This window comes from Rhizobium anhuiense bv. trifolii, from assembly GCF_024346605.1.
GTDB lineage: Bacteria > Pseudomonadota > Alphaproteobacteria > Rhizobiales > Rhizobiaceae > Rhizobium > Rhizobium anhuiense.
This window is the reverse complement of the sequence record NZ_CP098803.1, coordinates 3761864-3777558: the sequence shown is the minus strand read 5'-3', so window position 1 is coordinate 3777558 and position 15695 is coordinate 3761864. Positions and strand designations below refer to the sequence as shown.

The 15695-nt window shown below is 62.4% G+C and carries 14 protein-coding genes; 9 read left to right on the top strand and 5 right to left on the bottom strand.

What is annotated here, in order from left to right; translation table 11 throughout:
* Positions 1 to 78: 78 nt before the first annotated feature.
* On the top strand, positions 79 to 270 hold the full coding sequence (locus NE851_RS27365; protein WP_047611388.1) for a hypothetical protein: 192 nt from the start codon (positions 79 to 81) through the stop codon (positions 268 to 270).
* Here the strand turns inward: NE851_RS27365 and xdhC are convergent.
* The 4 genes from xdhC to NE851_RS27345 form a co-directional block, all read right to left on the bottom strand.
* Positions 243 to 1061: a xanthine dehydrogenase accessory protein XdhC gene (xdhC, locus tag NE851_RS27360; protein WP_132572800.1), complete on the bottom strand. Its 819-nt coding sequence runs from the start codon at positions 1059 to 1061 to the stop codon at positions 243 to 245. The genes NE851_RS27365 and xdhC overlap by 28 nt on opposite strands.
* Before the next feature lie 107 nt (positions 1062 to 1168).
* A complete protein-coding gene (gene xdhB, locus NE851_RS27355) occupies positions 1169 to 3508 on the bottom strand; it encodes a xanthine dehydrogenase molybdopterin binding subunit (protein ID WP_132572797.1) in 2340 nt (779 codons plus the stop codon).
* 79 nt (positions 3509 to 3587) lie between these two features.
* The gene (xdhA, locus tag NE851_RS27350) at positions 3588 to 5054 is read right to left on the bottom strand and encodes a xanthine dehydrogenase small subunit (RefSeq protein ID WP_097542059.1); all 1467 of its coding nucleotides are present in this window, start codon (positions 5052 to 5054) and stop codon (positions 3588 to 3590) included.
* 28 nt (positions 5055 to 5082) lie between these two features.
* Positions 5083 to 5859, bottom strand: coding sequence for a 3-hydroxybutyrate dehydrogenase (locus NE851_RS27345; RefSeq protein ID WP_132572794.1), 777 nt, complete (start codon positions 5857 to 5859; stop codon positions 5083 to 5085).
* A 158-nt stretch (positions 5860 to 6017) separates the two neighbouring features.
* Here NE851_RS27345 and glpK point away from each other — a divergent pair, with 158 nt between their 5' ends.
* From glpK to map, 6 genes are all read left to right on the top strand, one after another.
* Positions 6018 to 7511, top strand: coding sequence for a glycerol kinase GlpK (gene glpK, locus NE851_RS27340; RefSeq protein WP_063474492.1), 1494 nt, complete (start codon positions 6018 to 6020; stop codon positions 7509 to 7511).
* A gap of 163 nt (positions 7512 to 7674) precedes the next feature.
* On the top strand, positions 7675 to 8049 hold the full coding sequence (locus NE851_RS27335; RefSeq protein WP_011653034.1) for a YciI family protein: 375 nt from the start codon (positions 7675 to 7677) through the stop codon (positions 8047 to 8049).
* Positions 8046 to 9305, top strand: coding sequence for an RNA polymerase sigma factor (locus NE851_RS27330; protein ID WP_047611372.1), 1260 nt, complete (start codon positions 8046 to 8048; stop codon positions 9303 to 9305). The genes NE851_RS27335 and NE851_RS27330 overlap by 4 nt, the downstream gene beginning before the upstream one ends.
* A 100-nt stretch (positions 9306 to 9405) precedes the next feature.
* Positions 9406 to 9873: an SRPBCC family protein gene (locus tag NE851_RS27325; RefSeq protein WP_063474494.1), complete on the top strand. Its 468-nt coding sequence runs from the start codon at positions 9406 to 9408 to the stop codon at positions 9871 to 9873.
* A gap of 250 nt (positions 9874 to 10123) precedes the next feature.
* Positions 10124 to 11185 carry an LLM class flavin-dependent oxidoreductase gene (locus NE851_RS27320; protein WP_063474692.1) on the top strand — a complete coding sequence of 354 codons (1062 nt, stop codon included), beginning with the start codon at positions 10124 to 10126 and terminating at the stop codon, positions 11183 to 11185.
* Positions 11186 to 11224: 39 nt separating this feature from the next.
* Entirely contained in the window at positions 11225 to 11983 is a 759-nt protein-coding gene (gene map, locus NE851_RS27315) for a type I methionyl aminopeptidase (protein WP_047611367.1), read from the top strand.
* 226 nt (positions 11984 to 12209) lie between these two features.
* Here map and NE851_RS27310 read toward each other — a convergent pair whose 3' ends face one another.
* Positions 12210 to 12785, bottom strand: coding sequence for a PadR family transcriptional regulator (locus tag NE851_RS27310; protein WP_047611365.1), 576 nt, complete (start codon positions 12783 to 12785; stop codon positions 12210 to 12212).
* 166 nt (positions 12786 to 12951) lie between these two features.
* Here NE851_RS27310 and NE851_RS27305 point away from each other — a divergent pair, with 166 nt between their 5' ends.
* Positions 12952 to 14136, top strand: a complete 1185-nt coding sequence (locus NE851_RS27305; protein ID WP_174824438.1) for a YbfB/YjiJ family MFS transporter — start codon at positions 12952 to 12954, stop codon at positions 14134 to 14136.
* Positions 14137 to 14262: 126 nt separating this feature from the next.
* Entirely contained in the window at positions 14263 to 15528 is a 1266-nt protein-coding gene (sbmA, locus tag NE851_RS27300; protein WP_063474495.1) for a peptide antibiotic transporter SbmA, read from the top strand.
* The last annotated feature ends 167 nt before the right edge of the window (positions 15529 to 15695 follow it).

Sequence of the window (15695 nt, the reverse complement as noted above, 5' to 3'; positions counted from 1 at the left end):
AGACGGTCGTTCGATTGGAATTGCAGCATTTTTAGCTGCAAACTGCAACTCATACCATCAAACTATTGAGGTGATGTCATGGATTGCTATGCTATCGAACAAAGCCCGCCGCAGCCGACCATCGGAATTTTCCGGCGCATCGGCGGCCAGCTGGCGCGAATCTGGCGCATGCCCAGCCTCGATCTCGACACGGCGCCGGATCGCGTCAAGCGTGATCTCGGTTTCCTCGACGGGCGCGATCCCTACTGCGAGGACGAACGCATGCGGTAGACCGCAAGCGCCGTCAGGATTTCGGCGGCGGTCATGGCGGCGATCACCTCAGGGCGCTTGTCCCTGACCGCCGAGCCGCCGATCGGCAGCGTCAGGCGTTCTGTCCAGCCACGTTCTCCGCCGCCCTCGCGGGAAAGCCAGCTTACGAACGTGGCGCGCTTCGTCGCCGAGCCGATCATGCCAATATAGGCGAGGTCGGTCCGTTCCAGCGCCTCGCGGGCGATGAGGAAATCCAGCGCATGGTCGTGCGTCAGGATGACCAGCGCGCCGCCGGCCGCAACATCCTTCACCAGCGCTTCCGGCATCGGCACGAGCCGCGTCTTCGTTTCGGGAGGCAGGCTGGTGATTTCTTCCTGGCGAGTTTCGACGACCGTGATTGACAGCGGCAACGGCGCCAAGGCCGCGGCCAGCGCCCGGCCGACATGACCGGCGCCGAAGAGATAGACCTCCGGCAGACGCTCGGTCTCGCCGGCAAGCCTGGCTTCGATTTCTTCGGCAACCGCCTGTGTCACCCGGCGAAACCGCAATTGCGTGCGCCCGCCGCAGCACTGGCCGATGTCGGGCCCGAGCGGGATATCCATCTCCGCCATCCCGCCGGTTCCCGCCAGCATGTCTCGCGCATTGCCGATCGCCATGAACTCGAACTGGCCGCCGCCGATCGTGCCCCATAAGGCGGTTTGCGAGACCAGCATGAAAGCGCCGGCCTCACGCGGGGTCGAGCCTTGTGTGCCGGTGATGTCGATGAGGATGCTGTCCGGGTGGGCGGCGAGGAAGCGGCGGATGGCGGTCATAGGTGAATGACCGGTAGGTTCGTGGGTGTCTCACGGCGGTTCCAGTCTCTCTGCCCGCCCCGATCAGCCGCCGAGGCCAATAAACAAGCGGGACGCATTCGCATCTCCTACACCTGCTTCATCCGCTGGACTGCCATCAGTACCCGCTCGGGCGTCGCCGGCGCATCCAGCCTCGGGCAGACCTTGTAGTTGGCCACACTCGCCACCGCCATCGACAGTGCCTCCAGCACCGAGATCGCCAGCATGAAGGGTGGTTCGCCGACCGCCTTGGAGCGACCGATGGTGGCCTCAGCGTTCTCCGACCATTCGGCGAGGCGCACGTTGAAGATCTTTGGACGGTCGGAGGCGAGCGGAATCTTGTAGGTCGAGGGGGCATGGGTGCGCAGCCGGCCCTTGTCGTCCCACCAGAGTTCTTCCGTCGTCAGCCAGCCCAGGCCCTGCACGAAGGCGCCTTCGACCTGGCCCATATCGATCGCCGGATTCAGCGAGCGACCGACATCGTGGAGGATGTCGGTACGGTCGATCAGATATTCGCCCGTCAGCGTGTCGATCGACACCTCGGTGCAGGAGGCGCCGTAGGCGAAATAATAGAAGGGCGTGCCGCGGCCGGCCTTGCGGTCCCAGTGGATCTTCGGCGTCTTGTAGAAGCCGGCGGCGGAAAGCTGGACGCGGGCGAAATAGGCCTGCTTGATGAAATCGGGAAAGGGAATCTCGATCTCGCCGGCGCGCACCCGGTTCGGCAGGAAGACGATGTCGGAAGGCGCCACATCCCATTTTTCGGCAGCAAACGCCACCAGCCGTTCCTTGATCTGGCGGGCGGCGTCGAAGGCTGCCATGCCGTTCAAATCCGAGCCGGAGGAGGCCGCCGTCGCCGAGGTGTTCGGCACCTTGGCCGTCGTCGTCGCGGTGATCTTCACCCTGTCGATATCGACCTGGAAGCTGTCGGCCAGTACCTGCGCCACCTTGGTGTAGAGGCCCTGGCCCATTTCGGTGCCACCATGATTCAGATGGATCGAGCCGTCCTGATAGATGTGGACAAGGGCGCCGGCCTGGTTGAAGGCGGTCATGGTGAAGGAGATGCCGAATTTGACCGGCGTCAGCGCGATACCCTTTCTGATATAGCGGCTGTCGCGGTTGAATGCGATGATGGCGTTGCGGCGCGCCTGGTATCCGGCGGTCTCTTCCAGCTCCTCGACGACGCGGGCGATGATATTGTCCTCGACCTCCTGATGGTAAGGGGTGAGCGTGCGCCCGGAGCCCGGCTGGCCGTAAAAATTCCGCTTGCGGACGTCGAGAGGATCCTTGCCGAGGGCATAGGCGATCTCCTCGATGAAGCGCTCGGCGCCGAGCATGCCCTGCGGCCCGCCGAAACCGCGGAAGGCGGTGTTGGAAACGGTGTGCGTTTTCAGCGGTTTCGAGACCAGATGCACATGGGGGTAGAAGTAGCTGGAATCAGCATGGAAGAGGGCGCGGTCGGTCACCGGTCCGGAGAGGTCGGAGGAGAAGCCGCAGCGGGCCGCATAGGTCGCGTCGACCGCGTGGATGCGACCTTCGGCGTCGAAGCCGAGTTCGTAATCGACGAGGAAATCGTGGCGCTTGCCGGTGGCGCTCATGTCCTCGTCGCGGTCCGGGCGGAACTTGACCGCGCGGCCGAGCTTCTTGGCGGCGATGGCGGCGAGTGCTGCGAACTGATTGCCCTGCGTCTCCTTGCCGCCGAAGCCGCCGCCCATGCGGCGCACATTAACGGTCACGGCGTTGGACGGGACATCAAGCACATGGCCGACGATGTGCTGGATTTCACTCGGATGCTGCGTCGAGGACCAGACGGTGACCTCGTCGTCCTCGCCGGGGATCGCTACGGCGATATGGCCTTCGAGGTAGAAATGCTCCTGTCCGCCGATGCGCATCTGACCTTTCAGACGCATGGCGGCATTGGTCATTTCCGTTTCCGGCTCGCCGCGCCTGAGCGTCATCGGGGTGATGACCAGCGGGCTGCCATTGGCGAGCGCACCATCGATATCGCTCCAGTGCTGCAGGTCGCGATAGTCGATCTTTGCCAGCCGCGCGGCGCGGCGGGCAGCGTCGCGCGTTTCGGCGATGACGGCAAAGATCGGCTGGCCGTGGAACTGAACTAAAGTTTCGGCCAGCAGCGGCTCGTCATGGCTGCCGTTCGAGCTGACGTCGTTGACGCCGGGCACGTCCTTGCCGGTGAAGACCCATACGACGCCGGGATAGGCGGCGACGGCGGAAAGGTCGATGCCGACGATTTCGGCATGCGCCCGGTCGGAGAGGCCGAGGGCGCCGTGCAGCAGGCCTGCGGGTTCCGGAATGTCGTCGATATAATCGGCGGTTCCGGTGACGTGCTTATGCGCGGAATCATGCCGCAGCGCGCCGTGCATCGGGCCTGATATGATAACCTTGCGGTCGTCGAAGGTGGACTTGTCCATTAGCGCCTCCCTGTCGAGAGATTGCCCGCAGCCGATGCTCCGGGCGCTCGCGGCTCAGCGCCGACGGTCAATCTTTCCATCACGCCACCTCCTCGAACCGCTGCAGTTCCGCCGGCGCGCCGACGGTCTCGAGGTAGAACCGCGTCAGCAGGTTCTTTGCCGTCAGCTGGCGGTATTCCGCCGAGGCGCGCCAGTCGGTCAGCGGCTGGTAATCGGCGTCGAAGGCGGGACGGGCCGCCTCGATCGTCGCTTCCGTCCATGGTTTGCCGATCAGTTCGGCCTCCACCGTGCGGGCGCGTTTCGGCGTTGCCGCCATGCCGCCGTAGGCGATGCGGATATCGGTGATCATCTCGGCATCGTCGAGCGTCAGCAGGAAGGCGCCGAGCACGGCGGTGATGTCCTCGTCGCGACGCTTGGTGATCTTGTAGGCGGCAAAGCGGCTGGTTGCTGCCGGATAGGGCACAAAAACGCTTTCGACGAATTCGCCGGGTTTCCGGTCCTGCTTGCCATAGGCGATGAAGAAATCCTCGAGCGGCATTCTGCGCTGGCCTTGCAGGGACCGCAGCGTCAGCGTCGCGCCGAGCGCGATCAGCGGCGGTGGGCTATCGCCGATCGGCGAACCGTTTGCGATATTGCCGCCGATCGTGCCCATATTGCGCACCTGCTCGCCGCCGATGCGGTCGATCAGCCGCCCGAGCGCGGGGATTTTCTTGGAGATCGCCTCGAAAGCCTTGGTGTAACTGACGCCGGCGCCGATGGTGATGCCATCCTCGCCTTCCCCAACCGACTGCAATTCGCTGAGGTGGCTGATGAAAACCACCGGGCTCAGCCTGCGCATCTGCTTCGTCACCCAGAGGCCGACATCCGTCGCGCCGGCGACGATAATCGCATCAGGCTCCTGCGAGAGGACTTCGGCGAGCGCCTGGACCGAAGCCGGCACGATCAGCCGGTCGTCGCCATTGGCAATCCGGATCGTGCCGCTCGCCTGCATCGCCCAGAGCCGGGCGACGATTTCGGATCGCGTCCGTTCCAGCGGATCGAAGAGGGTGCTTGGCCGCATCAGGCTCACCTGCTCGGCAGCCTTGACGATCGGCTCATAGCCGGTGCAACGACAGAGGTTGCCTTGCAGCGCCTTTTCGATCTCGTAGCGGCTGGGGTTTTCCCTGGTCAGCCACAGGCCATAGAGCGACATGACGAAGCCCGGGGTACAGAAGCCGCATTGCGAGCCGTGACAATCGACCAATGCCTGTTGCACCGGATGCAGCGCGCCGTCCCTGCCGGCGAGATGCTCGACCGTCACCACATGGGTTGCGTGCAGTGAACCGATGAAACGGATGCAGGCATTGACGGATTCATAGGCGAGCTTACCGTCGGCAAGCCGCCCGACGAGCACGGTGCAGGCGCCGCAATCGCCTTCCGCACATCCTTCCTTGGTGCCTGTCAGCCGTCGCTTCAACCGCAGAAAATCGAGAAGCGTCTCGGTCGGCCTGACATCGGTGAGCGTGATGTCCTCGCCATTCAGGATGAAGCGGATGCTGTCGTTCATGATATTCCCGGTTATTTTTTCCAAATGGTTAAGCCGCCGTCCAGCCACCGTCAATCGAGATATGCGTTCCGGTCACCTGGCGGGCCGCGTCGCTGGCGAGGTAGAGCGACAGTGCACCGATTTCCTCGGCCTTGACGAATTCACGCGTCGGCTGCGCCTTGAGGATGACTTCGCTCTTCACCTGCTCCTCGGTCATGCCGCGGGCTTTGGCGGTATCCGGGATCTGCTTCTCGACGAGCGGTGTCAGCACATAGCCGGGGCAGATGGCGTTTACGGTCACGCCGAATTCGGCAAGTTCAAGTGCTGCCGTCTTCGTCAGGCCTAATATACCATGTTTTGCCGCGACATAGGCGGATTTGAAGGGGGAGGCGACGAGCCCGTGGGCCGAGGCGATGTTGATGATGCGGCCGTACTTCCTGGCCTTCATCAGCGGGATCGCGGCGCGCATGGTATGAAAGGAGCTCGACAGATTGATCGCGATGATCTGATCCCATTTTTCGATCGGGAAATCCTCGATCTTCTCGACATGCTGGATGCCGGCATTGTTGACCAGGACGTCGACGGTGTCGAAGGTCTTGTCAGCCGTTTCGATCAGGTCGGCGATCTCGGCGGGCTTCGTCATGTCGGCCGGATGATAGATCGCCCGGCCTTTGGACAATGATTCAAGCCGCTCGACGATCGCCTTGATTTCATCGACCTTTCCGAAGCCGTTGATGACGACGTTGTCGCCCATTTCGGCGAAGGCCGTGGCGATCGCAAGGCCGATGCCGCTGGTGGAGCCGGTGACGACGACTGTTCTGCTCATGCTTTTCACTCCTGAAATCGCGATGCTGCGTTGCAGCGTTATTTGCGAGGTTATGCCCAAAGCCGTCGGGCTGGCAATTCCGCTTTATTCGCTTTTCTCGCCCGCATCCGTGTCCTATTGATTTGCCTCGACAATTGACATGTTGAGGGAGGGTTTTCATGAGCGGATATGTTCTGGCGATCGATCAGGGAACGACATCGACGCGGGCGATCGTCTTTGACGGCGATATGCGTATCGCCGGCAAGGGCCAGAAGGAATTCACCCAGATCTATCCGCGTTCCGGCTGGGTCGAGCATGATCCCGAGGAAATCTGGGATTCGGTCGTCTCCACCGTCCACATGGCGTTGCGCGACGCCGGGATCGAGGCCAAGGATCTCGCAGCACTCGGCATCACCAACCAGCGCGAGACCGTCGTCGTCTGGGAGCGCGAAACAGGGCGACCGATCCAGAATGCCATCGTCTGGCAGGACCGGCGCACGGCAAGCTATTGCGACAATCTGAAAAGGCAGGATCTGGAGCGGCTGTTCACCAAGAAGACCGGCCTGATCCTTGATCCCTATTTTTCCGGCACGAAGCTTTCCTGGATGCTGGCTAACGTAAAGGGCGCGCGGGCACGCGCCGCCAGGGGCGATCTCTGCTTCGGCACGATCGACACTTTCCTGATCTGGCGGCTGACGGGTGGCAAGAGCTTCGTCACCGATGCCACCAATGCCTCGCGCACGCTGATGTACAATATTGCCGAAAATGCGTGGGACGAGGATCTGCTCGACATTCTGAGGGTGCCGGCCGCCATGCTGCCGGAGGTCAAGGATTGCGCCGCCGATTTCGGCACGGTCAATCCCGACATCTTCGGTGCAGCGATCCCGATTCTCGGTGTTGCCGGTGACCAGCAGGCGGCGACCATCGGCCAGGCGTGTTTTGCGCCGGGCATGATGAAATCGACCTACGGCACCGGCTGTTTCGCACTGCTCAACACCGGCGCCGATATGGTGCGTTCCAGAAACCGGCTGCTGACCACCATCGCCTATCGCCTGAACGGCGAGACGACCTATGCGCTGGAGGGTTCGATCTTTATCGCGGGTGCCGCCGTGCAATGGCTGCGGGACGGGCTCGGCATCATCGACAGCGCCGCCGAAACCAACGCGCTGGCCGAAAAGGCCGACCCGACACAGGAAGTCTATCTCGTGCCCGCCTTCACCGGCCTCGGCGCGCCGCACTGGGATGCCAAGGCGCGGGGTGCAATTTTCGGGCTGACGCGCAACAGCGGTCCGGCGGAGCTCTCCCGGGCGGCACTGGAAGCCGTCTGCTACCAGACCCGTGACCTGCTCGACGCCATGCAAAAGGACTGGAAGAACGGCACAGAAGACACGGTGCTGCGCGTCGACGGCGGCATGGTCGCTTCAACCTGGACGATGCAGCGCCTTGCCGACCTGCTCGATGCCCCGGTCGACCGCCCGGTCATTCTCGAGACGACGGCGCTGGGGGCCGCCTGGCTCGCCGGCAGCCGGGCAGGGGTGTGGCCGGACAAGGACGGTTTTTCGGCGAGGTGGAAGCGGGATCGGCGGTTCGAGCCCGATATGGATGAGAAGCTGCGGGCGGCAAAGCTCAAGGGCTGGAAGAACGCGGTCAAGCGGACCTTGAGCGAGGGGTGATCAGCGCCGGGATGTAGTTCCGTTCGTCCCAGGAGATGCACCGCTATTCTTCAGCTACGGCGCCGCCCGTGCTCCGGAGATCACGAATCTCCGCCCATAATTTTTTGATGCGCGCTGTCGGTCAAGGCGGTACTCCTTCGTCATTCGGAAAGAGGAGTGAGCGATGCTTTATGCAATCCTTTGTTACGCCCATGAGGAAACCGTCTTTGCCTGGAGCAAGGAGGAGGAAGCTGCCGTCATGGAGAAACTCTATGCCGTGCAGGAGCCGCTTGCCGCATCCGGCAAACTCGGCCCCGTCGGCCGGTTGATGCCGACGACCGCTGCGACCACCGTGCGCAAGGGCAAGGACGAACCCTTGGTCATCGACGGGCCCTTTGCGGAAACGAAGGAGGCGCTTCTCGGCTTCTATGTGGTCGACTTCGAAACGCTCGACGAGGCGATCGCCTTCTCGAAGCAGCTTTCATCCGTCAATCCAGGTTCCACCTCTTACGAAATTCGGCCTTTCTACGTGTTCAGGCCCGGAGATGCTTCATCATGACAGACATTGCCTGGATCGACCTCGCGCTTGCATCGGCCCGCCCGAAGGCGCTCGGCGCGCTGCTGCGCTATTTCCGCAATCTCGATATCGCGGAAGAGGCTTTTCAGGAGGCGTGCCTGAGGGCGATCCGGACATGGCCGGAGAAAGGGCCGCCGCGTGACCCCACAGCCTGGCTGATCTTCGTCGGCCGAAACAGCGGCATCGATGCTGTGCGCAAACGAGCGAAGACCCAGGCTCTGCCGGATGAGGACGTCATCTCCGATACCGAGGATGCCGAAAGCGATATTGTCGAGCGGCTCGATGATTCCCATTATCGCGACGATATTCTGCGGCTTCTCTTCATCTGCTGCCACCCGGACCTGCCGGCGACCCAGCAGATCGCCCTGGCGCTGCGCATCGTCTCCGGCCTTTCGGTGCCGCAGATCGCGCGTGCCTTCCTGGTGTCCGAAAGCGCCATGGAGCAGCGCATCACCCGGGCCAAGGCGCGCGTCGCCAAGGCAGGGGTGCCTTTCGAAACGCCGAGCCCTGAGGAAAGGGCCGAACGGCTCTCGATCGTCAGCACGATGATCTATCTGATCTTCAACGAGGGCTACAGCCAGGCCGATCCCCGGCATGAGGCGGCTGCCTTCAGCGACGAGGCGATCCGGCTGGCTCGGTTGATGCTGCATATCTTCCCGTCGGAACCGGAGTTGATGGGGCTGCTTGCGCTCATGCTCCTGCAGATCTCGCGCCGGCCGGCGCGCTTCAGCGCCGAGGACGAGATCGTGCTGCTCGAGGATCAGGACCGGTCGCTCTGGAACCAGCCCTTCATCAACGAGGCCTTAGCGCTGCTCGACAAGGCGCTGCGCCATCGTCGGCCTGGCCCCTATCAGTTGCAGGCAGCCATCGCCGCCGTTCACTCCCGGGCAAAACGCGCTGGGGATACCGACTGGGTGGAGATCGACCTGCTCTACCGCGCGCTGGAGCGCCTTCAGCCGTCGCCTGTAATAACGCTCAACCGGGCCGTCGTCGTCTCCAAGCTCCAAGGTGCACAGGATGCGCTCGATCTCATCGATCCGCTTGGCGAAAAACTCGGCGGCTATTTTTACTACCACGGCTTACGGGGCGGGCTGCTGAAGCAGCTTGGCCTGACCAGCCAGGCGCGCGAAGCCTTCGACCGCGCCATTGCCCTGGCCCACTCGGCCGCCGAGGCCGCCCATATCCGCAGGCAGATCGACAAGATGCAGGAAGAGGCCACGCAGCCGATCGCAAAATAAAATCCGAAAAGGCCGGTGCGCTGTCGGAACGGCGAACGTCGACACGTCCTTGTAACAACCTGACAGGAGACAGGTTTCATTCAAATGGAGAGATGTCGCAATGACCGCCAGCACGCAACATGAACTCGTCCTCGTGCGCGAATTCGACGCGCCACGCGAGAAGATCTACAAGGCATGGACCAATCCCGATCTGCTGAAGCAGTGGTTCGTGCCGCGTCCCTGGGGTGTGGCGGACGCAACGCTCGACGTCCGCCCCGGCGGTTCCAGTCTCGTCGTCATGCATGATCCCGAGGGCAATCAGTATCCGAACCGCGGCGTCTATCTCGAGATCATCGAGAATGAGAAGATCGTCTTCACAGATGCCTATACCAGCGCCTGGGTACCATCCGAGAAACCTTTCTTTACAGGTGTCATCCTGCTCGAAGATCTGGGCAACGGTCGCACCAGATATACGGCCAAGGCGCTGCACTGGCGCGCCGAGGACAAGGAAGCGCATGAGAAGATGGGCTTCCACGAAGGGTGGGGCAAGGCTGCCGATCAGCTGGCGGAGCTGCTGGCGAAGATGTGAGCGGCGGCTGGACGGCGCGGCGAGGGTGCGCCGTCCAGCCGCTTCAAGTACGATCTAAGGCGGTTCGAAAGATGAATCCGCCGACGCTTCGAAGTGGTTGAATTCAGATTCGAATTAATCGATCGCTCTTCCTGATCACCAAACACATCGTGCCGCCATCGAAATTCTCGAACATTCCGTTCCACAATTTGTATTTGCGCTCCATCCCAGCCATCCTTATCTCAGCCGGGAATTCAATAGGATGCCGATGATGGAACTGGGGCTTTACACATTTGCCGACGTCAATCCGAGCCCTGCCGGCAGCAGAGGTGTCGAAGGGGCGGAGCGGCTGAAGAACCTGATCGAGGAAATCGAGCTCGCCGACCAGGTGGGGCTCGATGTCTTTGGGCTCGGCGAGCATCATCGGCCGGACTATGCGGCATCCGCTCCTGCTGTCGTATTGGCCGCGGCCGCGGTCAAAACCAAGAACATCCGGCTGACCAGTGCGGTCACCGTGCTCTCCTCCGACGATCCGGTTCGCGTCTTCCAGCAGTTTTCGACGCTCGACCTGCTCTCCAACGGCCGGGCAGAGATCATGGCCGGGCGTGGCTCCTTCATCGAGTCCTTCCCGCTATTCGGCTATAATCTCGAAGACTACGACCAGCTTTTCGAGGAGAAGCTCGATCTGCTGCTGGCGCTGCGCGATAGCGAGGTTGTGGAGTGGAAGGGCGAGCTTCGCGCGCCGATCAACGGGCGCGGCGTTTATCCCAGGCCGCTGCAGGATCCGCTGCCGCTCTGGGTCGCCGTCGGCGGCACGCCGCAGTCGGTGGCGCGCGCCGGGGCGCTCGGGCTGCCGGTGGCGCTGGCGATCATCGGTGGTGAGCCACGCCGTTTCGCGCCGCTCTTCGATCTCTACCGCGAGGCTGCGCGCCGGGCAGGGCAGGACCAGGCGAAGCTGAAGACCAGCATCAATGTCCATGGCTTTATCGCCGATACGACGGAGGCCGCCGCCGACCAGTTTTACGGGCCGCAGGCCGAAGTGATGAACCGCATCGGCCGCGAGCGCGGCTGGGGGCCGACGAACCGGGCGCATTTCGATATGTCGCGCGGGCCGAACGGCGCGCTCTTCGTTGGCGATCCCGAGGCGGTCGCCGAAAAGATCATCGCCCATCACGCGCTTTTCAGGAACGACCGCTTCCTGCTGCAGATGGCGATCGGCCTGATGCCGCATGATCAGATCATGCGTGGTATTGAACTGTACGGGACGAAAGTCGCGCCGATCGTCAGAAAGGCATTGACTGAAAAGGGTGAAGGGGCGAAAGCCTCAGCTTGAGGTGGCCGCGGCCGCCCTGCGCACGGCCGGGACAGACGAATGGTTATCGCAAACGACGACGAACTGACAAAGCTCAAGGAGATCGGCCGCATCTGCGCCAACGCCATCCAGGTGATGGCGGCAGCGATGGAGCCCGGCATGACGACGCTGGAGCTCGACGGGATCGGCCGCAAGGTGCTCGAGGATTCAGGTGCGCGCTCGGCGCCGGAGTTCTGCTACCAGTTTCCGGGTGCTACCTGCATCAGCATCAATGAGGAAATCGCCCACGGCATTCCCGGCCCGCGCGTCATCCGCGCCGGCGATCTCATCAATATCGACGTTTCGGCGGAGAAGGACGGTTTCTTCGCCGATACCGGCGCCTCCTTCGCGATGCCGCCGGTCAAGCCGAAGATCGAACGGCTTTGCCGCGACGGCAAGCGGGCGCTTTGGGTCGGGCTCAACCAGGTGAAATCGGGCGAACCGCTGGCCAAGATCGGCACCGCAGTCGGCGCCTTTGCGCAGAAGAACCGCTATACGCTGGTCGCCAATCTGGCGAGCCACGGGGTCGGGCGATCGCTGCACGAGGAGCCGGCCGAGCTATCGACCTGGCCGGACCCTTCGGAAAAGCGGATGATGACGGAAGGCCTCGTCTTCACCGTCGAGCCGTTCCTTTCGCTCGGCGCGACATGGGCCGAGGGCGGCGACGATGCCTGGACACTCTATGCCGATCCCAAGGCGCCGACCGTGCAATATGAGCACACGGTGGTGGCGACTCGCAACGGCCCGGTGGTTTTGACCTTGCCGGATGCGCGGGGGTAGGGGCAGCTCGCCAACGTTCCTCATCCTTGTAGGTTGCCGTTGCTGAGGTGCGCAGCCTGTAGGGCGGAACCTCGAAGGATCATACTTGCTTGTCGCTTCTTGCATTCATCCGGCGTCAGTACACCCGCCTCGCCCTTCGAGGCCCCTGCGGGGCGCACCAGGATGAGAGGCTCTCTTGGGGGCGCGGCGTCCTCGAACCCGACGCACGTCGGCGCCAACCCCGTCTTCACCCCCGCGTTTCCGGCCTGCCGCCCTGCAGAATTTCGGTGGCGGCACGTTCCAATATGCCGGCGATGCGGGCGGCTTCGGGTTTCGACCAGGGATAGCGCATGCGCAGGGCTGAGCGCAGCAGCATGCGGGCGGCGCGAATATCGCCGCCATCCTGCATGAAATCGCCGTCATCGCCCTCGTCGGCGCCGTGACGATCGGTTTCGAAGACGCGCTTCACATGGGCCATCTTCTCGCCGATGCGTTCCAGCTTGGCGAAGGTATGCAGGATCATGGCGCGGTTTTCCTCGACGCGGCTGCGGCCGGCCTCGGTGATGCGGTAGAGCTTCTTGGCGCCCTCAGCCTCCACCTCGGCAAGGCCAGTTTCCTCGAGATAGGTGAGTGCGGGATAGATGACGCCTGGGCTCGGCACATAGAAGCCGCCCGAACGTTCTTCCAATATCTTTATCAATTCGTAGCCGTGGCGCGGCTGCTCAGCGAGCAGTGCCAGGATGACGAGCTGCAGATCGCCCGCCGCGAATTTGCGGCCCATGCGGAAATCTCCGCCGAACATGCCGCCTTTAAAACCTCTCATTGCCCTTCCTTTCATCGTTGGATGTATCGTTAGCTATGTCGTAAAACATATATCTTACGATAACTGCTTTCAAGTGCGGCCGAGAATTTTTGATGTTCGGGGAAATTGATCGATCGATCAGAATTACTTGATTGTGGTGCGGATGTTGCGGCGCGATAAGCGCTGCATGCTCGAGCGCACCCGTCACTCCCGGCCGAACCTTGTCTCCACTGCCGCTGCCGGCGCCGTTGCGATGGCGGCCGCCATGGGCTTCGGGCGCTTCTCCTATACTCCCATTCTGCCGGGCATGATCAGCGGCGTGCCGCTTTCGGCCGCGGATGCCGGCTTCATTGCGTCGGCGAATTTCGTCGGTTATCTCGTCGGCGCCGTGCTTGCCGCCTATGGCTGGGCGGCGGGTCGGGAGCGGCTGGTTGCGCTGCTGTCGCTGCTGGCAACGGCGATCCTGCTTGCCGCCATGGCTGCCACCGATTCCGTCGCGATCTTCTCTGTCATCCGCTTCCTGGCCGGCCTCGCCAGCGCTTTTGCGCTGGTCTTCACCTCGTCGATCGTGCTCAGTCACGGAGCTGCTGCCGGCAATGACCACGTGCAGGCGGCGCATTTTGGTGGGCCGGGAGTGGGTATCGCGCTGTCCTCAGTCATGGTGTTTCTGATCGGCCTCGGCTTTCACGATGGGTCGGGCGGCTGGCGGGCCGACTGGATCGGCGGGGCGCTCTATTGCGCGGCAAGCCTCGTCGTCGTTTTCCTGCTGCTGCCGGCGGCCCCGGCGCAATCGGCGCAGGCGGGCAGGGAACCGGCGCTGGTCTGGAACCAGCCGATGGTGCTGCTGACGCTCTCCTACGGCCTGTTCGGTTTCGGCTACGTCATCACCGCGACCTTCCTCGTCACCATCGCGCGCCTTTCTGCAACCGGGCCCTTCGTCGAATTCCTCTGCTGGTTCATCGCCGGCCTGACGGCGGCGGTCGCGCTGTTTGCCTGGAAGCCACTGGTCAGATCGCTGGGGCTTGGCGGCGTCTATGTCGCGGCCCTTCTGGTCGAGGCCGCGGGCGTGGCCGCGACCGTGGCGCTGCCGCCTGCCGTCGCACCGCTGATCGGCGGGGCGCTGTTTGGGGCGACCTTCCTGGCGATCACGGCTTACGGGCTGCAGATCGGCCGCAAGCTTTCGCCTCAGAGCCCGCGGCGGATCCTGGCGATGATGACGGCCGCCTTCGGCGTCGGCCAGATCGTCGGGCCTGTTGTTGCCGGCTGGATTGCCGAGCGCAGCGGCAGTTTCACCGTCCCGACGGTGATTGCCGCCATCGCGCTCGTCGCCTGCGCAGCGCTTGTCATGCCGGTGATCAGGAAAATCGCTTAACCGGTTACATCTCCGTAACAATGGGCCGAACCCATTGCTGCTTCCTTGGAACTGCCTTAGTTTCCGGCACAATCCGTGTTCCACGACACTCCCGAGACTCACAGTTCAGGAAAGCAAAGCCCTCCCGTGTTTCATTCCTTTTTTCCACAGCCAAAGGCGTTCTTTACTTCACTCGTCGTTTGGACCCTGATTTCCATTGCCGGCTGGTATCTCTTCGCTGCCGGTCTCGGCGCATCGCTGGGCTTCGCACCGGTTGCCGAGGAACAGCAGCCGATCGACCTTTCGTTTTTCCTGCTCCCAGAAAACGTCTGGTTTTACAGCTATTTCTTCCTTTCGGCAGTGATCTTCTGCGGCGCATGGCATCTGAAGGCGCTGCGCCACCCCTGGAAACTGTGGTCGATCTGGGGTTCGGCACTGATCATCTTCGTGACCTATTTCGGCGTTCAGATCACCGTGGTGATCAACAACTGGCGCCGGCCGTTCGGCGATCTTCTGCAGAACGCATTGTCGAAGCAGCCGGGCATTTCCGTCGACAATTTCTACAGCCTGATGTGGATCTTTTGTCAGATCGCATTTCTCAGCATGTTCGTGTCGATCATGACCGACTTCTTCACCAGCCACTACATCTTCCGCTGGCGAACGGCGATGAACAATTTCTATATGTCGAAGTGGGAAAAGCTGCGTCACATCGAAGGTGCCTCACAGCGCGTTCAGGAAGACACGATGCGCTTTTCGAGCACGCTCGAAGGTCTTGGTATCAGCCTCATCAACTCGGTGATGACGCTCGTGGTATTCCTGCCGATCCTTCTGGCGCTATCGCATTATGTGACGGAACTGCCATTCGTCGGCCCGGTGGCGAATTCACTCTTCTGGCTGGCGCTCTTCTGGTCGGCGTTCGGCACGGTTCTGCTGGCGGTCGCCGGTGTCAAGCTGCCGGGCCTGAACTTCCGCAACCAGCGCGTCGAAGCAGCCTATCGCAAGGAACTGGTCTATGGCGAGGACCATGCGGAACGGGCTCAGCCGCTGACAGTCAGTGAGCTCTTCGGCAACGTTCGTAGGAACTATTACCGGATGTATTTTCATTACATGTATTTCAATGTCGCCCGCTATTTCTATATCCAGGCCGACGCGCTCTTCGTGGTCTTCATGCTGGTGCCGACGATCGTGGCGGGCGCCATCACCTACGGGATCTTCCAGCAGATCTCGACCGCCTTCGGACAGGTCAGCAACTCGTTCCAGTATCTCGTCAACTCCTGGACAACGATCATCGAGCTGCTCTCCATCCACAAGCGCCTCAAGGCCTTCGAAGCGGCAATCGACGACGAGCCGCTGCCGGATATCGACCAGCGCTACCTGGAGCGTGACGCGGGCGTCGTGCATGCTGACGGTTGATGGACGGGACTTGTCCGTGATCCAAATGTCGGCGCGTGGGGCTCTTCATCTGCCCGCCGGCACCTTCCCTCCGTTGGGGAGAAGAGACTTGCCGCAGGGTCTCGATTCCTCCTTCTCCCCTTGGGGAGAGATGCCCCGTAGGGCGATGAGGGGCGGCATGATACGCC